Source organism: Enterobacter cloacae complex sp. P38RS, assembly GCF_014930775.1.
Classification (GTDB): Bacteria; Pseudomonadota; Gammaproteobacteria; order Enterobacterales; family Enterobacteriaceae; genus Enterobacter; species Enterobacter bugandensis.
The window spans coordinates 159958-180308 of the sequence record NZ_JADBRS010000005.1; the positions used below are offsets into that span (position 1 = coordinate 159958).

The window sequence follows — 20351 nt, forward strand, 5'->3', positions numbered from 1 at the left end:
GATTATCCGTCTTTTTAGTTTCGGCGGGCAAATTCTAAGCATTTAAGCCAGGTAAAGCTATCTCTTATGCCAGATACCGTTTTAAACGGAAGTAGCGTCGGCCCAGGCGCCAGCGCAAACGCGGGCTTTTGGCACTTTTCCAGATAAGCTTCCAGATCCCGGTGTCGAAGAACTCTTTGATAATCATTGTTTTCTTTGTCTCATCCTTCATGTTGTCGAAGGTATGAATGATCCCCAGCCCCTCTTTGGCGATTTGCCAGTGGCAGGCGGGGATATTTTTCACTTTATCCGGGTAACGCTGGTTAATGGCATCAAGCATCTGCAGGATTTTCATGTAGTGGCGCGCGGAGCGAATCAGCGTGTCGTCATTATCCGGCGTATGCGATACCGAGGCAGAGTGAATGTAGTAGTCATAAAAGCGTTCATTGGTGTACTGAACGCGCTCTGCGGCAAGCAGCACCTCGGTAGTCCATGGGATATCCTGATGGCGCAGGCCGGGTTCGAAATGGAAACTGTGTTTACGAATAAAATCGTGGCGATAGATATTAAGCCAGGTCACGTGCAGGAACTTACGTGAATCCAGCGCCATCTTTAACCATGCCGGGCCCGTCATAACGCCCGTTGAGGCGAGTTTATCCTCGGGGAAGATAGGTCGAGACGGTTTCTTATCATTTTCCCAGACGTAGTTGCCGTTGCAGGTGGCGACATCCAAATCCTGCGTGACGGCCATATCCAGCAGACGCTGGTACATGCCAGGTTTGAAGACGTCATCAATATCCGGGAAAGAGAGATACTGACCGGTTGCAACGGCCAGGCCGGTATTTCGCGCAATGGAAACGCCCTGGTTTTGCTGTTCAATCACCTGCATCTGCGGCAGTTTTTCACGCCAGCTTTCGACGATCTGCATCGAGCGGTCAGTTGAGCCATCATTGACAATAATGACTTCCATGCTGTCGATGCGTTGATTCACAAGGCAGGTAAAGAACTGATCCAGAAAAGCTTCGCCGTTATAAACGGCAACCACCACGCTTAACAATGGCGCTGAATTTTGCATAAGAAACCTGATTATTTTTGATTGTCGACCAAAGCAATGTACTGCTGGCAAATGGCATTGATACCGAACGACGCAATCGTTGCATCGCCAACAACCGGCGGGGCGGTATAAATATCTACCAGGGTTTTTGCCAGTGACGCGTCATTTAGCTCTGCCAGCCCGCGCGCTAAGGCGCCGGTGAGGATTTCTGCGGGGCCACCCGGACAATTGGTACTGACCGGTGGCGTCTGGCAGATAATGGATTCCACCAGCACATTACCAAAACCTTCGCAGTCAGAACTTAACACTAAGAGGCGTGCCCCTTTAATCCAGGGGTAGGGATTGGAGTCGAAGGGACGGAAAACCGTCTTGTCTTCAATACCCAGGTCGCGGGCAAGCTGTTTGAGCTTTTGAATTTTGGCTTCGGAGCCATTGCCCATCATGACAAGCGTAGTGTCGAGCTGGCTCTGTGCGAACGCGCGTAAAAGACGGTCGTGGCGTTTGTGTTCATGGAAGCGGCCGACATGGATGATGTAATCCTTCCCTTGCATCTCGAAGGGGGCATCCGCCAGACGCTGAATTTCAGGGATATCAAAAGGATTGTGGATAACCGCTTTACGCCGGAGTTTCAGAGCCAGGGTCTCGGAAAGGTCTTTCAGCACGGCGCCTGAGACGGCGACAACGTTTCGGTTTTCGTAGGTATGACGAATTTTAAGATGCTTAAACCAGCGCGAAAGCCCGCTGCGATGGCGAAGATAGGAGAAAGAGAACATGCCATGCACGCAGAACCAGACTTTTTCACGCTCCAGCGCGCGGCAGTGCGCCACAATGCGGTCAGTTTTGTGCAGATGAGAGAACACAACGTCAAATTTTCCGCTGCGCTCAGCCCGCTCAATTGCCTGATCCAGCAGGCGGGCTCGGCGTGGGATCTCCGTCAGCTTGCGCCACGGTTTTTTGCAGGTATCCTGAACCACCTGATAATCAATGCCTTCCGGGATGGCGTAATCACACACTTTCCGCAGGGAGAAAAGGGAGACCTGATGCCCCATTTCCGTTAATCCGCTGGAAAGTGTAAGAACTGTTTTTTCAGCTCCCCCACCGGGTAAACCATCAATAATCATTAGGATGCGCATTTTTAATCCAGTAATTTTTGATAAAGCGAAATAAGCTGACTTGACAGTTTTTCGGGGGTGGCGTCTTTTACCCGTTCACGTGCCGCTTGCCCCAGCGTGTTATTTTTTCCCAGAGAAGGAGTGGCTGCAATTGCCTCCTTCAATGTGTTGATATCCAGGGCGTCACAATAAAATCCGTTCTGGCCTTGCTGAATAAATTCAGCGCCTCCGCAACTCTCTGAAGTAATGACGGGCAAGCCGCAGGCCATCGCTTCAAGAATGACGTTTGGAAAGGGATCATACAGCGTTGGCAACAGTAAACCATCGGATAGCTGATAAAAAGGCAGCGTTTCTTTTTGCATCCCCAGGAAACGGATTTGCCCTTCGCAGCCCAATGAACGGGCGAGGTCACGATAACGATGTTCTGCTTTATCCTGTCCAACCACAATCAGCCAGGCTGAAGTTCCTGCGATAGCGCGTATGGCGCTGGCCAATCCTTTTCGTTCAAATCCCGATCCTACAAAACAGAACACCACGGCATCGGCTGGCAAACCAAATTGCTGACGCAGCGCGGCACGCTGTGCTTCCTGGGCCGGAACGAAGCGGCTGGAATCAATTGAATTATAAATCACATGTATCTTTTTTGCGTCAAGATCAAAGTCTTCGACGATTTCGCGTTTGATCATCTCCGCATTACAGATAACCGCTTTCAGCTCTGGCGCCTGGTACATTTCACGCTCGGCGTGCATCACGTAGCGGTGATAGCGGTCGACCATCAGCATTTTCGCGCGCCAGGCGGGCAGGATGCGCGCACGCTGTAGCAGCCAACGGCGATGAACGCCATCGCCAGCGCGGTAGATATCACAGCCCGGAATCCGCTCGTGGCTTTGCACAATATCAAACTGCTGTTGCTGCCACAGCGCGCGGGCAGCATGGGCAAACCCGCGTTCGCGGCTAATTCGGCCCCATTTGCGCGGGTCGCAAATATGGATATGCCAGTCGTCCTGTCTCTCGCCCTGCCATTCACGCGTAATGACGTTGAGTTCAAGATTCTGATTGCTCAGCGCGGTGAGCGCACGTGAAACGAAGCGCTCCGCTCCGCCATCAGGGCGATACTTTTGGCGAACAATCGCCAGACGATGGTGTTTCATGACAAATATCTCCTTGCAGCGGAGACGACAGCATCAACAGGAATGGCGTCGAGATAGCGTTCTTTCGTTTTGGTATCAATAGCGTCGGGATCGGGAAGGGGACCGTAGTCGCCAGCCCAGATGACTTCACCGTTGACTTGCCATGGAGACCAAAACGTCAGTTTGGAAGGGCCAAACAGCGCCACGCAGGGCGTCTGCAGCGCGGCGGCCATGTGCATCGGAACGGAGTCAACGCCAATAAAAAGACACGCGTGGTCGATGAGTGAGGCCAGCTGGCGCAACGTTAGCTGTCCCGCCAGCGAGACGACCCCCGTTTTCGGTGAGGCGGCGAGTATGCGATCTATCATCGCCAGCTCTTTTTTATCCGGCCCGGCCGTGAGTACAACGGTATGCCCATCCTGCTGCAGCGCGGTGATGGTTTGCGCCATTTTGCTTTCATCCCAGCATTTGAAGAACCAGCGTGATGTCGGCTGAATGACGATGTAGTTATCGCCCACTCCTTTTTGCACCAGCTGCTGGCGGGCGTGGTGCCAGTCTTCTGCGCTGTAGGCCATGGTAACAGCTGGCTCAGGCGCGACCTGTAATGGTGACAGAATGGAGAGATTTTGTTCGACGGTGTGCAGGGATTTGTGGTTTGCAACAGAGACTAAATCGCTATGACAGAAACGCCAGAATGGATTGTTGCGTTTGTTAAAGGCGAATCCGAGGCGAACCGGCGCACCGGTGAAACGGGTGACGATAGCGCTACGCCACTGATCGGCAAGATTTATCACCAGATGATAATGTTGCTTTCGTAACGCGCAGAGCAGCTGCCACTCCTTTTGAAGGTGCTTTAGCGTGCCCAGCTGCTTCCATTTACGATCGATTCCATAAATAGTGCCAATCGTCGGGTGAGCGGCGAGCATATCGCGCGTTTCTTCATACAACAGCACGTCAATTTGCGCTTGTGGCCATTTTTGACGTAATGAATCAATGACGGGGGTGGTCAATAACATATCGCCATGATGGCGGAGTTTGATCAGTAGAATGCGCAAATCAGGCGTGTCAGGTAAGTTATTCATCATCATCTTATCGGCGTTGTACTGTTGGCAATTCTAATAGACCTGGTAGCGACTTGCACTCTTTCTCCATAATCTCAGGAATTTCCCAGGAAGGGTTTACTCAGGCTTTGGAGAGTGCGTAACATAGCGCTAACTTCCCTGTCATGCGGACTCATTATGAAAAAACCAGCGTTTATCATCACGATTGATACTGAGGGCGATAATCTCTGGCAGAATCACCGCGTCATTAAAACGGAAAATGCGCGCTATCTGGCCCGGTTCCAGGCCCTCTGTGAGCGTTTTGGTTTTAAGCCCGTATGGCTGACAAACTATGAGATGGCAATCGAGCCCGTTTTCATTGAATTCGCCAGGGACGCGATCGCTCGCGGTCAGGGGGAGGTGGGTATGCACCTTCACGCATGGAATAGCCCACCTGAGCACGATCTCACGGGAGATGACTGGCGCTGGCAACCGTATCTGATTGAATTTTCAGACGAGGTGATGCGTGAGAAAGTGCTGTTCATGACCCGTCTGCTGGAAGAGACATTCCAGACCAAAATGCTGAGCCACCGCGCCGGGCGTTGGGCATTTGATAGCCGCTATGCAAAATTGCTCGTTGAACTGGGCTACCAGGTTGATTGCTCCGTGACGCCACGCGTGAACTGGCGCAATGCGAAAGGTGCTCCGCAGGGCAATGGCGGAACGGATTATCAGCATTTCCCCGACCACGCCTATTTTATGGATTTAGATACTATTTCCCGGGCGGGAAATAGTCCCTTACTCGAAGTGCCGATGAGCATTCAGTATAAACATCCGGCCTGGTTGAACACGATCAAGCAAGGCTATGATCGTCTGCGCGGGAAATACCGCTCTCCGTCCGTAAACTGGTTGCGACCGTCCGGCGGCAATGCGGCGCAGATGATTCAGGTCGCGCAGCAGTGCCTGTCGCGGGGAAATGACTATGTGGAGTTTATGCTTCACTCGTCTGAATTTATGCCAGGCGGAAGTCCGACCTTTAAAGATGAGGCGGCGATTGAAGGTTTATATCAGGATTTAGAAGCGCTTTTTAGCTGGCTATCCGATAAGACGGTGGGGATGACGCTGGCGGAGTTTTATCAATACAAGAAAAAATAATGCCCGGCTGGCGGGCATTATCTCTTATTGATGTTGTCTGGTTTGCGAGAAGGGAGTACTCAATGCAAACAGAGTAACAAAGAATATTAGGGCTTCTGAGCTCAATAAAATGACGTCCGTCAGGCCATAGAGTAATAAAAGAAGCATCGTTGTCAGCAGCAGGCCATTTCGGTTTTTAAGCGCGTAAGCGATCATCGAAACGAAGAAATAGAGTAATATCGCCAGACCCGGAAGCCCCTGCAGAGAGTATTTTTCGATAAATTCATTGTGCAGATGTATCCTGATATACTCGAGTGCGGATACGAGGTGCGGGTGCCCCTCTTGAACATAATGCTGTGACCATACCGCGCGATCTTCGATTGACTGTCCCAGTGGGTGGGCCAGACCGTTCTGAAGACCCACTGTCCACATGGAAAAACGCGCCCCGAGTGACGTGGCGTCGATGCCTTGTTGGTAGATTGCAAATTCCCTTTGCGTTTGATCTATCTTAGGCGAGATCAACGGTTTGTAGCTAACGATAATAATGCCCGCCACAACACATAAGAAAATCAGCATTGATTTAAGGTGAATTCTTCTGAAATGGTAAAGGGTCAGCACAATCGCCATAAGCAAATACAGCCCCATGGCAGCACGCGTCCCTGTCAAAAGAATAACGAACCAGGAAATTAATACGGTGAGACCCGCTACAACATACAATTTTCTGTTTTTCTGAAGATAAAGACTGTATATGAGCGCCAGCGACAGTACAGAGTATACATAGGCTGACACGGTCGCACGATTTATGGCCATCTCGATACGCCCCATTCCCTGGCAGGCCTGCCATAAGCCATAGACCGTGGCAAGGATGAGTCCCGCGCCAGAGGCGTATAAGAAGTATTTCTGAAATGATTCTTTATCAATATACGATTTGAACAGATCAAGATAAAAAACGAGAATGCTCGCTAATATCAGTTTCTTACTGGCACCCAGATAATCGCTGTAAGTGTTTAAACCTTCGCTATGGTATTCGTACACCATATACCAGACAAGATTGAGTAGCCCAATCAGCAATATGGGGAGCGCGATTGAAAAGGGGCGCAGGGTGATTTTTTTATATTCGCAAGCTAAGCCGATAATGCTGGCATAAACCGCAATATAGAAAAATTCGCGTTGTTTACCTGAGCTCAGCAGCACCAGTGCAAACGAAATGAGGCTCAAAATCAGCGTCAGCTGATAGAGCCGCAGTTTTACTTTTTCCATAATGCCTCAATGACCCTTTTTTTGTAGCTGAAACGTACATCTCTGGAGAAGAAAAAAGAGAAAGAATAAAGTGCGTTTACCCGCGCCTTAACCTGTTTGAGTTGCTGGTCGGTCAAATGTTTTCGATGGTTACTGTAAATATCAAACCAGTGGCAATTAACCAGATGCCTGAATGATTGCGGGAAGGTGTTTTCCATCTGTAAGGTGCATTCAACCAGCGTAGCGATTTTGCTGGCGTCAAGACGGCTCGACAAACTGTCGCTGCGTTTGATGTAAAAATAGTGTCCCTGACGCTGAAAGAAGATTTTACGCGATTGCATCAGCATACCGGGAAATACCGCGAAATCTTCATAGCAGACCATAGACGGGATCGGGTTGCTTGCATACAGCTTGCGGTGGATGAATTGCCCGATCAGATGCGCCTGAAAATCTTTGTGCTGCAGGAAACGCTTTATTGCATCATTTTGCGATAATGAGACGGGCGTGAATCCCTGCCAGGCGGAGGTGATTTTCCGCATATCGCGTATTTCCAGCAGGCGCGTCAGCAACATATCAGGACGCTCTGCTTTCAGGAAGGCGACGGCATCCCGGATGCTACCCGGCTTTAACAGATCGTCGCTATCAAGCATCGTGATGTAATCGCCTGACGCCAGCGAGACTGCGCTGTTTCGAACATGCCCTACGTTACGGTACTCAACGTATTGGCATTGCGCATGCGGAAGCTTTGGCAACCACGCCTCAATAATATCCTGTGTGGAATCGTTGGAACTGTCATTAATGATAATAACTTCTACATCATCGCCTGCATTCTCAATCGCGTTTTGCAGACTTTCCAGCGTGGCGTGAAGCGTGTTTTCGGCATTATGTGCGGCAATAATGATGCTGAGAAAAGCCATAGTAATTAGTTCCCCTGAGCATCAAAGGCAGATTTTGCTGTTGGTAGCCCGCAAATGAAATGTTTGAGTTCGTCCAGCGATTCATCTGTTACCGCGAAGAGTTCTTCCCGGCCTTGCGGGAAATAATAACGAGTTTCAAAAACATACGAGCAAATATTATCATCGTTGCCAATCAGCAACACGTTGCCAAGCGGGCGCTGCTCGTAGTGACAGCACGGACCGAACAGTAAGACGACCGGCACGCCAACCGCATCGGCGATGTAGACATTCCCCGAGTCGGAGGCGATATAACAATCCATTTTAGAAATTGACCACGGAAGCTCTTCAAGCGAGATCTTGCCAATCAGATTAATAAAGTTGGGTAGTTCACCGTAAGCGCGGGTGATGTCATCCATCCAGGACTGTTCATTTGGGGCGCCAAAGACATAAAACTCGCAGGGCAGGTCGGCGAGACGATCGGCAATTTGCTTCCAGATGACAGGCGGAACGGTTTTGGCTTTATTCCCGGCGGCGATACTGATGCCAATGCGGACCGCGCCGGGTTTATCAAGGATCGCCGGATAAGTCGCGGGTTTAAATAGTGGCTTTGTGGCGTGCTTTGGAGAGTCTTGCCAGGTCAGAGCGCGGTCGGCCAGCTTAAGATAGTCAGTGACTGTTAACGTTTTTCTACCGTGGTTAACCGTACCATCGGCCGTTGAATAGAAAATCCCGTGATACCACCTGCGCGTGTAAGTGCTTAAGAATTGCTTGTTTTTGGCGTTACAAACGGAGGCGAAAAAAAGATTCACGCTGTTAGGCTGCAGAAGGTAGACGTTGTCATAGCGGTTCATGATCCTGCAGGCGAAACAGAGCTTACGCCACAGGTTACGCTTATGCTGCTCGATAAAATAAATCTCTTCGACCGTCTCGTCGTGCTTCGCCAGCGCACCCACGCTGCGGCTGATGAGCACGTCGCTTTTTTGCAGCCAGGCCAGAAGAGGCGTTGCATTAACAAAATCACCGATTTTGGCTGTCTGAATGACCAGGTTTTTCCCTGTCTCTTTGCGAAACAGCTTCCGGATAAGCTTCACCGGAAAGAGTAAAATCAGCAGAAATACGTAACTCATGGGTTAAATATCCCTGTTGGAAAGCCAACGGCTACCCTGTAAAAATGAAAAAATCGCATCTGCGCTGATATCCTTCGTTTGCTGAGTCGGGCTGACCATCTGATGCTGGTTTTTGCCATAGCCCCCGATCAGGCCGGGATCGGTCGGGCCAAAAAGGGTGATATTTGGGCGATCCAGCGCCGCGGTTAAATGGCTTAAACCCGTATCCACGGAAACAACGGCGTTAGCGCCTGCCAGCTCTGCGGCAACCTGCGCCAGCGTGAGTTTGGGTAACACCTCGACGTGGGAAAAGCCTACTGCCAGACGCGCCGCACGCTGCCGCTCATGCTCAGCGCCCCACGGGAGTTTAATATGGATACCGGAGGGTTGCATTAGTTCAATCAGCCTTCGCCAGTGTGTTTCCGGCCAGTGCTTATCGTCGCGCGTTGTGGCATGCAGAAAGACAAGATAAGGCTGAGCACAGGGATCTGTATTGCGCAAAAAGTGCTGCGCAATGGCGTAGTCGCCCTGCGCTTCCGGTTTCGCATAGCCGAGGCTTTTCGCAAACAGCTCGCGGGTGCGTTCTACGGCGTGCTGCTGCTTTGCGATGTGGTGGCGACGGTTATAGAACAGACTCGCCAGCGGTTCGCGGGCGGTGTGCCAGTCCATGCCGTGCTTTACGCCGTGCGCCAGACGCGTGACCAGCGCCGCGCTTTTCACCAGCCCCTGCGCGTCGATAATCGCGTCGTAACGCTGCGCCTGCACCGTTTCACGGAAGGCTTTACGCTCGGCTTTAATCGGCGCGGAGAACCACGCTTTGCGCCAGCGGCGAATCGCGACCGGGATCACGCGGTCAACCGCTTCATGCCAGGTGGGGATCTGCGCGAAGCCTTCTTCTACCACCCAGTCAAAACGGATGCCGGGAATGGTCCGCATCGCGTCCGTCAGCGACGGTAGCGTATGCAGAACATCACCCATTGAGGAGGTTTTAACGATCAATACCCGCATCCGTTATCCTTCTTCGCTCAACAACAGTTCGTTGAGCTCTTCGAGAACGCGCTGCGGCGTTATGTCGATCAGGCTTTGATGGTAACCTTCAGCGGCATCGCCTTTGCGTACCTTGTGGTAGCCGGTGATCAAACGGATTACGCGCGCTTTGTGCGACAGCGGCGGCGTGAAGTCCGGGCTGCTTGGGCCATACAGCGCAACCAGCGGACGATCCAGCGCGGCGGCGACGTGCATCAGGCCAGAGTCATTGCTGACCACGGCCTTACAGGCGGCAATCAGGATAACGGCCTGCTCAAGCTGCGTTTCTCCAGCCAGGTTGCGGCACCAGGCCTGTTGCTCGGTGCTCAGCGTGGCGAGAATTTCGTTGCCCGCCTCGTGATCCTTCGCCGAGCCAAACAGCACAATCTGGTAGCCCTCGTCGATCAGCTGTTTCGACAGTTCGGCGTAGTGGTAGTGCGGCCAGCGTTTTGCCGGGCCAAACTCGGCGCCGGGGCAGAAGCCAATCATTGGGCGTTCGGACGAAAGGGCAAACGCGTTGCAGGTGTGGGATTTCTCCCCCTCGTTCACCTGAAGCTGCGGCCACAGCAGCGGCTGCGGCAGGTCTTTCGCGCTGCGCATCACCCCTTTGTCGTAGGCCAGCGCCACGTAGCGCTCCACCATCAGCGGCCAGGCCGCTTTATCCAGCACCCGCGCGTCGTTCAGCAGACCGTAGCGCATTTCGCCGCGCCAGCCGGTACGGTGCGGAATGCCCGCAAAGAAAGGTACGAGGGCGGATTTAAAGGAGTTTGGCAACACGTACGCACGGTCATAGCGCTTCTCGCGCAGGCTATGACCGAGCTTGCGGCGTTCGCCGATTTCCAGCGCCCCGTGGCCGAGTGGCATCGGGATCGCCTCGTTTACTTCCGGCATACGCGATAACAGCGGACGGCACCATGCGGGTGCCATCACGTCGATTATCGCCTGGGGATAACGCGCCTTGAGCGTGCGATAGAGACTTTGCGACATCATCATGTCGCCCACCCATGACGGGCCGATCACCAGAATCTTCATACTTATGCGTCGCGGTTCAGCCAGGCCATATATTCCGTTACGCCTTCGGCAACGGTCTTGAACGGCTTGTCATAACCTGCTGCGCGCAGGTTGGTCAGGTCGGCCTGCGTGAACGCCTGGTAACGGCCCTTCAGCTTATCCGGGAACGGAATGTACTCGATGCTGCCTTTCTTATGGTATGCCAGCGTCGCGTCTGCCACCGCCTGGAAGGATTCCGCGCGGCCCGTGCCCAGGTTGAAAATGCCGGAGACGCCGTTTTCCAGGAACCACAGGTTTACGGCTGCAACGTCGCCTACGTAGACGAAGTCACGCTTGAAGCCGTCGCTGCCTTCGAACAGTTTCGGGCTTTCACCGTTATTCAACTGGGTGTTCAGGTGGAACGCCACGCTCGCCATGCTGCCTTTGTGGCCTTCGCGCGGCCCATAGACGTTGAAGTAGCGGAAGCCGACGATCTGTGAGTTCGCTTCCGGCAGGATCTGACGCACGTACTCGTCAAACAGGAACTTGGAGTAGCCGTAGACGTTCAGCGGCTGCTCGTATTCGCGGGATTCGATGAAGTCCGAGGTGCGCCCGCCGTAGGTTGCCGCGGAAGAGGCGTACAGGAACGGAATTTCACGCTCCAGGCAGTAGTGCAGGATCTCTTTAGAGTACTGATAGTTGTTATCCATCATGTACTTGCCGTCCCACTCGGTGGTGGAAGAGCACGCGCCTTCGTGGAAGATGGCTTCGATCTCGCCGAACTCTTCACCCGCCATAATCTGGATAAGGAAGTCTTCTTTATCCATGTAGTCAGCGATGTTCAGATCCACCAGGTTAACGAACTTGGTGCCGTCTTTCAGGTTGTCCACCACCAGAATGTCGGTGATGCCCTTATCATTGAGGGCCTTAATAATGTTGCTGCCGATAAAGCCCGCGCCGCCGGTAACGATGATCATAACTGTAACCTTTGAAGTGTTGAGCCCGGGGACAATCCCGGACGCTAATATTCATATCATATCATCACAATGCCCGGTCTTCAGCCATTCACCGATATGCAGCAGGGGTACACGTGATTTATGCTGCAAAAACGAGAAGAGATACGGCGTCATCTCGTCATGAACTATAGGTTTGGGTAATATGTGCCAAAATTTGCCGAGTCTGGAGAATTGCAATGCGTGGTGATTTTTACAAACAGTTAAACAGCGACCTCGACACCGCACGTGCGGAAGGGTTGTTCAAAGAAGAGCGTATTATCACGTCTGCCCAGCAGGCGGACATCACCGTTGCCGACGGCAGCCATGTGATCAACTTTTGCGCGAACAACTACTTAGGTCTTGCGAATCACCCTGAGCTGATTGCCGCCGCGAAAAACGGCATGGACACCCACGGCTTCGGCATGGCCTCCGTGCGCTTCATCTGCGGTACCCAGGATAGCCACAAGCAGCTTGAGCAAAAGCTGGCAAACTTCCTCGGAATGGAAGACGCGATTCTGTACTCCTCCTGCTTCGACGCCAACGGCGGTCTGTTTGAAACCCTGCTCGGCGCAGAAGATGCGATTATCTCCGACGCCCTGAACCACGCCTCCATCATCGACGGTGTTCGCCTGTGTAAAGCGAAGCGTTTCCGCTACGCCAACAATGACATGGTTGAGCTGGAAGCGCGGCTCAAAGAGGCACGCGAAGCGGGTGCCCGCCACGTACTGATCGCGACCGACGGCGTGTTCTCCATGGACGGCGTGATCGCCAACCTGAAGGGCGTGTGCGACCTGGCGGATAAATACGACGCGCTGGTGATGGTCGATGACTCCCACGCGGTCGGTTTTGTCGGTGAAAACGGCCGCGGCTCCCATGAATACTGTGACGTGATGGGCCGCGTGGACATCATCACCGGTACGCTGGGCAAGGCGCTCGGCGGCGCGTCCGGCGGCTATACCGCTGCGCGCAAAGAGGTGGTTGAGTGGCTGCGTCAGCGTTCCCGTCCGTATCTGTTCTCCAACTCCCTGGCGCCGGCAATTGTTGCCGCCTCCATCAAAGTGCTGGAGATGGTGGAGTCCGGCGCCGAGCTGCGCGACCGCCTGTGGGCAAACGCCCGTCTGTTCCGCGAAAAAATGAGCGCCGCAGGGTTCACCCTGGCCGGCGCTGATCACGCGATCATTCCGGTGATGCTGGGCGACGCAGTTGTGGCGCAGCAGTTTGCCCGTGAGCTGCAGAAAGAAGGGATTTACGTCACCGGGTTCTTCTTCCCGGTGGTACCAAAAGGTCAGGCGCGTATCCGCACCCAGATGTCTGCGGCGCATTCGCCTGAACAAATTGAGCGTGCGGTGGAAGCCTTTACCCGCATCGGCAAACAGCTGGGCGTAATTGCCTGAGGACGTGTGATGAAAGCGTTATCCAAACTGAAAGCGGAAGAAGGGATTTGGATGACCGACGTGCCGGAGCCGGAAGTCGGTCATAACGATCTGCTGATCAAAATTCGTAAAACCGCCATCTGCGGTACTGACGTTCACATCTACAACTGGGATCAGTGGTCGCAAAAAACCATTCCTGTCCCAATGGTTGTCGGTCACGAATATGTTGGTGAAGTGGTCGGCATCGGCCAGGAAGTCAAAGGCTTTAGCATTGGCGATCGCGTCTCTGGTGAAGGCCATATTACCTGCGGTCACTGCCGCAACTGCCGTGGCGGTCGCACCCACCTGTGCCGCAACACCGTCGGCGTGGGCGTAAACCGTCCGGGCTGCTTCGCGGAATACCTGGTGATCCCGGCGTTTAACGCCTTCAAAATCCCGGATAATATCTCTGACGATCTGGCCTCCATCTTCGACCCGTTCGGCAACGCGGTACACACCGCGCTCTCCTTCGACCTGGTCGGTGAAGACGTGCTGGTCTCCGGCGCCGGCCCAATCGGCATTATGGCGGCAGCCGTGGCGAAGCACGTGGGCGCGCGCAACGTGGTGATCACCGACGTGAACGAATACCGCCTGTCGCTGGCGCGCAAAATGGGCGTCACCCGTGCGGTGGATGTTTCGAAAGAGAGCCTGACCGACGTGATGGAAGAGTTGGGTATGACCGAAGGCTTTGACGTAGGCCTGGAGATGTCCGGCGCGCCGCCGGCGTTCCGCACCATGCTGGACACTATGAACCACGGTGGCCGTATCGCGATGCTGGGCATTCCGCCGTCAGATATGTCCATCGACTGGAACAAAGTCATCTTCAAAGGGCTGTTCATCAAGGGCATCTATGGCCGCGAGATGTTCGAAACCTGGTACAAGATGGCAGCGCTGATCCAGTCCGGCCTGGATCTGTCCCCGATTATCACTCACCGTTTCTCCATCGATGAGTTCCAGCAGGGCTTCGACGCGATGCGTTCCGGCCAGTCAGGGAAAGTGATCCTGAGCTGGGATAAGTAAACAAAAAGGGGCCAGCGGCCCCTTTTTTACTGATTCTTTTTCTCTTCGTCCGTCAGGTAGCGCACCTTGCGGGTATAGTCCTGCCCTTTGAACAGCAATTTGTTATCCGGCGATTCCAGATACTTCTGCCATTCGGAAAGCGGGAAACCCCCGTGCGCGCCAATCACCTCTTTCGGCACAACGGCTTCCTGACCGCCGATCTTCTTGGAGACCGGCCAGTTCATCCAGTCGCCCAGGTTAACCGTTTTAACATCCAGCATGTCCAGCAGCGCAGCGAGCGGCAGCTGATCGGTCGGCGGCTGCGTGTCGTCCATCAGCTCCCAGGTATCTTGGAACAGCGTCAGCCACAGCGGGCAGATGCGACGCCAGGTCTTTTTGGTTGCGGCAAGAAACGCGCCGTTAACGTGATCGACCAGATACGGGCGCACCGTTTCTTTGTAATATGCCGGCACTTTTTCTGCGGGGGCGCCGTCCAGCTTGGCAATCATTTTGCCCTGACGGAAGCTGGAGTAGATGTGCATATCGGCCATGTTGATCTGGGGCATCTTCAGCAGGTTGAGATCGGAGTCGATCATCAATACGCCTTCTCCGCGCGCCTGAAGCGGAGCGTTAAGCTTCACCAGACGGCTGAGGTAGATTTGCTTATAGCGGTACCCCTCTTCACGTTTTGGCAGCGTGAGGGTCACAACGCGGGTTTTTGGCGGCAGCTCGCCGAAAGCGGATTCAGGCTGATCGCTGACGATAACAATCTCGCTGACGTCGGTGGCGTAACGCTCTGCAAAGGTCGCTGATAATAACGCCTCTTCGACGAAATCCGCGCCCGTACAAGGGATCACGATGGAATCAACCGCAACGAGATCGCGCGTGACCGGAAGGGAAGCGTACGGAATGTTATGACGCCCGGTAATGTGGCGGTAGCGAGCATTCAGGAATTTAAACATGTTCTTCTCGTTTGGTTATTGCGCGCCAAGAACGGCCTCGACACCGTTAACATAGCTTTCAATGGCATACACGTTGCAGACATTCTGGTGCGCGGCTGCGGCGAGCCGGGCGCGCAGAGCAGGATCCTGCCAGATATTATCCAGATGTTGAGCAAGTTGCGACACATCGCTCCACGGGAACAGCAGCCCGGTCGACTCATGGTCGATCAATTCTGCCGTGCCGGTTACCTTTGAGCCAATCACCGGAATATTCAGCAACATTGCCTCCAGCACGACGCGGGGCAAACCTTCGCTCTTCGAAGCCAGAATAAACGCGTCAAAGGTGGCGAGATAGTCAAAAGGCGTGTTCTGGAAACCGGTAAAAATGATGTGCTCAGCAATCCCCAGCGCGTCAGCCTGCGCCGTCAGCGCGCCGCGTTCAGCCCCTTCACCGACCAGCACCATCTTCCATTTTGCCTGCGGGTGCTTCTGGCTGAACTGGGCCAGCGCCTCCAGAGTATGGTGGTTGGACTTGCGAGGGATAAGCGACCCAATGCTGCCGAACACAAAGGTGTCGTCATCAATGTTCAGACGCTGGCGCATGGCGCGTCGGTCGGGTAAAGGCTGGTGGATGTCGATGGCGTTGTTGACCGTGGTACACAGCTCGGGCCGGACGCCATGCTGAAGAAGCACGCGTTCAACGCCGTGCGAGACGGCGATGATTTTTGTGGCGTGGGCATTCACCAGCTTCACCAGCGGCGGGGTCAGCACCGGTTCAATCCGGCAATGCTGAATTATCCGCGCATGCAGGTTCGCGCCCGCCAGATAACCCTCTTCGTTAGAGCCCGGCTGATTGTTCATGTACAGCGTATCGAAACCGCCTTCCCTGAAAATCGTCTCGATCTTGCTGACGTTGGGCCGGATGCGCCAGAGCGTATCAATATGTCGGGTAAATGCCTTGCGGGCGCTGCGCGAGAAAAATAGCAGGCTGCGGCCCAGCTCTTTCGCAACCTTCGCCCATCCGGGCTGCTTTTGCTGCGGAATGACAATTAACGGGATGCCAATGCCGTTCAACACCTGGCCGATGGTTTGTCCTTCGGCCCGGCTGTAATCACTGTAAAAACAACAGGTAATATCGAACTTCTCGCGGTTAATCCGCTTCAGAAGCTCGAGCATGCTGTTGGTGCCTCCTCCCCACTCTTTACCGGTATCGAGGAGCAGAATTTTGTGTCGCTGTGGCATCTTTCTACCTTAATCGCCTGTCACTGGGATTGGTTCGCTGAGACTTTTTTACCCCATCCCTGCCACTGGTGCTGGAAGTACTGCACCAGCGTACTCTGGCCCACGCTTTCGCTGATGACCGCAAAGAAGCGGGTTGCATGCACCGGCTCGAGCGGCTTTTTCAGCGCGCAGTTCTTCACGCCGCGGAACGGATTACGCGGCTGCGTTGCCGGAGGTTGAGCGCTTTCCGGACGAGACGTGTCAACCTGCGGTTCATTGAGCAGATCGCTCGGGCGTACCAGCGTGATATCGGCGGGTAAGGTCGGCAGCATTTGCTGCAAAACGCGAACGGTAGACGGATGCGGGTGCCCGATGGCAATCGCCGAACCGTTACGGCGCGCAAGCGCTACCGCGCGGTTGAACTGCACGCGGATATCCGCTTCGTTCTGGGAGTCGTCCAGGAAGACTTTGCGCTTGATGACCTTCACCCCCGTACCCTGAGCGGCACGCATCGCCTGGCTGTTGCCAATGGTCATGCTGTCGAGGAAATAGAGATTGTAACGCTCCAGCGCCTGCATCACCTTCAGCATACCGTACAGGCTGGAGGTCATCGCGCTACCCATATGGTTGTTCAGACCCACGGCATACGGCACCTTGTTGTAGGCGTCGCGGATGATGCGTTCGATCTCATCGCTGCTCATATCCGGGCGCAGGGTGTCTTTTTCCAGCGGCTGCTTGCTGAGCGGTGCCATCGGAAGATGGATGAGGACCTGGTGGCCGCTATTGTGCGCTTTGGTCGCCATTTCATGCGCGTGAGGCGCATTCGGCAGGACGGCGACGGAGATGGCTGACGGCATCGCCAGCACCTGATTTTCATAGTGTGGTCGATAACCGAAGTCATCAATCACGATGGCGAGTTTACCTGCATATACCGGTGCAGCCAGCGCCAGTGCGCTGACGACGGAGAGAACCATTCGACGAAATTGAAGCAAAACTTATCTTCCCAACCACGGCTGTGGATTGACCGCCTGACCCTGACGACGAATTTCGAAATAGAGTGACGGGCGGCCCTGACCGCCACTGCTGCCCACAAGGGCGATGGGTTGGCCGGCGCGCACCTGGGTGCCGACGCTGACCAGCGCGCTCTGGTTGTAGCCGTAAAGACTCATGTCGCCTTTACCGTGTTCGACCACCACCACCAGTCCGTAACCCTGCAGCCAGTCGGCCAGGATCACGCGGCCATCGGCGATGGCTTTCACTTCGCTACCTTCAGACGCACCGATAACGATCCCTTTCCAACGTAGCTCACCCTGCAGCTGTTCGCCATAGCGATGCAGAATAGTGCCGCGAACGGGCCAGTAGGCCTGACCGCGCGGGGAACCCAGACCGCCGGTACGCGACATCAGGGAGCGTTCGCTTTCGCTTGGCTTGTAGGTGGTCCCTTTGCGGGAGGCTTCCTGCTGCTTGTCGCGAACCGCCTGCGCCTCGCGGGCCTCTTTTTCGGCGCGCGCCTTCGCTGCGGCTTCCGCACGGGCAATGCTGTTACGCAGTTTTGATTCGTTGGCGCGCATTTCGCTCAGCTGGCTCTGTCCTGCCTGAATGGAGGACTCAAGACCCGACAGCGTTTTCTTGCGTTCGTTACGGGCCTGCTCAAGTTTCGCCTGCTGCGCTTTTTGTTCGTAGAGCAACGTCTGCTGCTGGCTCTGCTTCTCTTCCAGCTCCGCTTTTTGGGTGGAGACCTCTTCACGCGTCTGCTTCAGCTGTGCAATGGTCTCCTGACGCGCCTGGTTCAGATAGCCGAAATAGGCCTGCAGACGCTGGCCGCGCTGGCTCTCTTCACCGCTGAGGATCAGCTGGAGTCCGGTATGTTCACCCTGGCGGAATGCGGCATCCAGCTGTGCTGCGAGGTTGCGCTCCTGCGCATCACGCTGGCGCTCCAGTTTGGCAATCGACGCATTCATCTCGTCGATCTGTTTGTTCAACTGGGTGAGGGTGTTTTGCGTTTCACGGAGTTTACGTGCGGCAGCGGAGATGGCCTCTTCCTGCTGCTTAAGCTGGGCGAGCAGGGTGGCGCGCTGCTGTTGCTGCTGGCGTACCGCACGCTCTTTGGCGGCGATATCGGCCTGAATGGATTTCAGCTGGTCGCGGTCATCCGCGTGGGCGGATGCGGCGCACAGCAATACGCCAGCGCTGAGTGCGCTGGCGCAAAGCAGAGGTCTGACTGATAGCCTAAGCGGCTTCACGACCCATGTGATTGAAAAAATCGCCTTTCCCCTCATGGGGAGCGATTATTCCACGATGAACAGCGGCTTACCAGTCATCTCTTCAGGGATCGGCATACCCATCAGCGACAACATGGTTGGCGCGATGTCGGAAAGCTTGCCGCCTTCTACTGCTTTCAGTGATTTATCACCCACATAAATCAGTGGAACAGGCAGGTTGGTATGGGCGGTGTGCGCCTGACCGGTTGCCGGGTCGCGCATCTGCTCGGCGTTACCGTGGTCAGCGGTGATCAGCAGCTGGCCGCCAACGGACTCAACCGCTTTCGCAACCTGCTCAACGCAGTGGTCCAGCGCTTCAACCGCCTTCACTGCCGCTTCCATTACGCCGGTATGGCCGACCATGTCGCCGTTCGGGTAGTTACAAATGATGGTGTCGTACTTGCCGCTTTCGATGGCCGCGACCAGTTTTTCAGTCAATTCCGCAGAGCTCATCTCTGGCTGCAGATCGTAAGTCGCAACTTTCGGCGAGTTGATCAGAATGCGCTCTTCGCCTTTGAACGGCTCTTCAACGCCGCCGTTAAAGAAGAAGGTCACGTGCGCATACTTCTCAGTTTCGGAGATACGCAGCTGGGTTTTGTCGTTCTTCGCCATCCACTCGCCGAAGGTGTTAGCCAGCGAGGCTGGTGGGTAAGCGCACGGCGCTTTGATATCTGCCGCGTATTCGGTCAGCTGGATGAAGTCGATGTTCACCACTTTTTTACGGGCGAAACCGTCGAAGTCGCTGTTGACGAACGCACGGGTGATTTCGCGCGCGCGGTCAGCGCGGAAGTTCATGAAGATCAGCGCGTCGCCATCTTCCATTGCGGCATCGGCCTGGCCTTCCGCGCGAATCACGGACGCTTTTACGAATTCATCGTTTTCATCACGCGCGTAAGCGGCTTCAAGTGCTTCAACCGCAGTCGGGAACTGGAATTCCCCTTTTGCCAGGGTCATCAGGTCATAGGCCTGTTCAACGCGATCCCAGCGGTTGTCGCGGTCCATAGCGTAGTAACGGCCAATGATGGAGGCCACGCGGCCTTTGCCCAGCGCAGTGAATTTGTCTTCGAAAGCTTTCAGGGACCCTTCTGCGCTGCGCGGTGGCGTGTCGCGACCGTCCAGGAAGGCGTGCAGGTAGATTTTTTCCGCACCGCGTTCAGCGGCCAGTTCAACCATCGCCATGATGTAATCTTCGTGGCTGTGCACGCCGCCTGCGGAGAGCAGACCCATGATGTGCACCGCTTTACCTGCCGCAACGGCTTTATCTACCGCACCGCAGAGAACCGGGTTAGCGAAGAAGGTGCGTTCTTTGATTTCGACGTCCAGACGGGTCAGATCCTGATACACGATACGACCCGCGCCGAGGTTAACGTGGCCAACTTCGGAGTTGCCCATCTGGCGATCCGGCAGGCCCACTTCCAGACCGGATGCGTCAATCAGGGTATGCGGACGTTTTGCCCACAGTGCATCCATGACCGGGGTTTTTGCGTTGAAAATAGCGTTATCCTGGCTATCTTCACGGTAGCCATAGCCATCCAGAATCACCAGTACCATAGGTTTTTTAGAAACCGACATTGCAATAACCTCATGCTCAAGAGTCAAAATTTGCGTAATTTTACTACAGCTGAATCGATCAAATAGCCGCAGAAGATCAAAGAAAACGCGGGGGCAAGATGCTGACCGGACCATTTTGAGGCATTTTTTTAGGTGGCATGCCGCAGAAAATGGATTAGGTTATGGTCGCTGGCTGTATTTGCCAGAACGCACAGGTATACTCCTGTCCTGGTTTTTTTATCACTTAGTCGGGAGTAGTTACCCT

General features: G+C 54.4%; 18 protein-coding genes. 3 read left to right on the top strand and 15 right to left on the bottom strand.

Translation table 11 applies throughout. The annotated features are described in order from the left end of the window. Positions 1-64: 64 nt before the first annotated feature. Genes IM303_RS09535 through rfaQ form a run of 4 tightly spaced genes read right to left on the bottom strand, consistent with a single transcriptional unit; the run spans position 65 to position 4363 of the window. Positions 65-1054: a glycosyltransferase gene (locus IM303_RS09535; protein WP_049001243.1), complete on the bottom strand. Its 990-nt coding sequence runs from the start codon at positions 1052-1054 to the stop codon at positions 65-67. Between the two features lie 11 nt (positions 1055-1065). After that, positions 1066-2166 carry a glycosyltransferase gene (locus IM303_RS09540; protein WP_041911667.1) on the bottom strand — a complete coding sequence of 367 codons (1101 nt, stop codon included), beginning with the start codon at positions 2164-2166 and terminating at the stop codon, positions 1066-1068. Between the two features lie 2 nt (positions 2167-2168). Continuing rightward, positions 2169-3296, bottom strand: a complete 1128-nt coding sequence (locus tag IM303_RS09545) for a glycosyltransferase family 4 protein (RefSeq protein WP_049001245.1) — start codon at positions 3294-3296, stop codon at positions 2169-2171. Next, entirely contained in the window at positions 3293-4363 is a 1071-nt protein-coding gene (gene rfaQ, locus IM303_RS09550) for a putative lipopolysaccharide heptosyltransferase III (RefSeq protein WP_049001246.1), read from the bottom strand. The genes IM303_RS09545 and rfaQ overlap by 4 nt, the downstream gene beginning before the upstream one ends. Before the next feature lie 150 nt (positions 4364-4513). Here rfaQ and IM303_RS09555 point away from each other — a divergent pair, with 150 nt between their 5' ends. Further along, positions 4514-5470 (top strand): polysaccharide deacetylase family protein, encoded by a 957-nt coding sequence (locus tag IM303_RS09555; protein WP_049001249.1) that lies wholly within the window; start codon positions 4514-4516, stop codon positions 5468-5470. 24 nt (positions 5471-5494) lie between these two features. Here the strand turns inward: IM303_RS09555 and IM303_RS09560 are convergent, their stop codons facing one another. The 6 genes from IM303_RS09560 to rfaD are packed head-to-tail and all read right to left on the bottom strand — an operon-like array spanning position 5495 to position 11683. After that, positions 5495-6709, bottom strand: coding sequence for an O-antigen ligase (locus IM303_RS09560; RefSeq protein WP_193359850.1), 1215 nt, complete (start codon positions 6707-6709; stop codon positions 5495-5497). Beyond that, positions 6697-7605 (bottom strand): glycosyltransferase family 2 protein, encoded by a 909-nt coding sequence (locus IM303_RS09565; RefSeq protein ID WP_049001253.1) that lies wholly within the window; start codon positions 7603-7605, stop codon positions 6697-6699. Before IM303_RS09565 ends, IM303_RS09560 begins: the two co-directional genes overlap by 13 nt. A 5-nt stretch (positions 7606-7610) precedes the next feature. Further along, a complete protein-coding gene (locus IM303_RS09570; protein WP_049001255.1) occupies positions 7611-8711 on the bottom strand; it encodes a glycosyltransferase family 9 protein in 1101 nt (366 codons plus the stop codon). A gap of 3 nt (positions 8712-8714) precedes the next feature. Next, complete coding sequence (gene rfaC / locus IM303_RS09575; protein WP_049001258.1) at positions 8715-9698, bottom strand: lipopolysaccharide heptosyltransferase RfaC; 984 nt, start codon at positions 9696-9698, stop codon at positions 8715-8717. A 3-nt stretch (positions 9699-9701) separates the two neighbouring features. Further along, positions 9702-10748 (bottom strand): ADP-heptose--LPS heptosyltransferase RfaF, encoded by a 1047-nt coding sequence (rfaF, locus tag IM303_RS09580; protein ID WP_049001260.1) that lies wholly within the window; start codon positions 10746-10748, stop codon positions 9702-9704. A 2-nt stretch (positions 10749-10750) separates the two neighbouring features. Beyond that, positions 10751-11683: an ADP-glyceromanno-heptose 6-epimerase gene (gene rfaD / locus IM303_RS09585; RefSeq protein WP_041911658.1), complete on the bottom strand. Its 933-nt coding sequence runs from the start codon at positions 11681-11683 to the stop codon at positions 10751-10753. A gap of 215 nt (positions 11684-11898) precedes the next feature. On the opposite strand from rfaD, the gene kbl reads away from it, so the two are divergent. Together kbl and tdh are read left to right on the top strand one after the other, a co-directional pair. Continuing rightward, complete coding sequence (gene kbl, locus IM303_RS09590) at positions 11899-13095, top strand: glycine C-acetyltransferase (protein ID WP_045260056.1); 1197 nt, start codon at positions 11899-11901, stop codon at positions 13093-13095. A gap of 9 nt (positions 13096-13104) precedes the next feature. Continuing rightward, positions 13105-14133 carry an L-threonine 3-dehydrogenase gene (gene tdh / locus IM303_RS09595; RefSeq protein WP_006812404.1) on the top strand — a complete coding sequence of 343 codons (1029 nt, stop codon included), beginning with the start codon at positions 13105-13107 and terminating at the stop codon, positions 14131-14133. 26 nt (positions 14134-14159) lie between these two features. Here the strand turns inward: tdh and IM303_RS09600 are convergent, their stop codons facing one another. The 5 genes from IM303_RS09600 to gpmM are packed head-to-tail and all read right to left on the bottom strand — an operon-like array spanning position 14160 to position 20107. Next, positions 14160-15074, bottom strand: coding sequence for a hypothetical protein (locus IM303_RS09600; protein WP_045260055.1), 915 nt, complete (start codon positions 15072-15074; stop codon positions 14160-14162). A 15-nt stretch (positions 15075-15089) separates the two neighbouring features. After that, complete coding sequence (locus tag IM303_RS09605; RefSeq protein ID WP_047363319.1) at positions 15090-16295, bottom strand: glycosyltransferase; 1206 nt, start codon at positions 16293-16295, stop codon at positions 15090-15092. A 20-nt stretch (positions 16296-16315) separates the two neighbouring features. Further along, positions 16316-17266, bottom strand: a complete 951-nt coding sequence (locus tag IM303_RS09610; RefSeq protein ID WP_047363321.1) for a divergent polysaccharide deacetylase family protein — start codon at positions 17264-17266, stop codon at positions 16316-16318. A 3-nt stretch (positions 17267-17269) separates the two neighbouring features. Continuing rightward, complete coding sequence (gene envC, locus IM303_RS09615) at positions 17270-18529, bottom strand: murein hydrolase activator EnvC (RefSeq protein ID WP_231940812.1); 1260 nt, start codon at positions 18527-18529, stop codon at positions 17270-17272. Between the two features lie 33 nt (positions 18530-18562). Beyond that, on the bottom strand, positions 18563-20107 hold the full coding sequence (gene gpmM / locus IM303_RS09620; RefSeq protein WP_193359851.1) for a 2,3-bisphosphoglycerate-independent phosphoglycerate mutase: 1545 nt from the start codon (positions 20105-20107) through the stop codon (positions 18563-18565). Between the last annotated feature and the right edge of the window lie 244 nt (positions 20108-20351).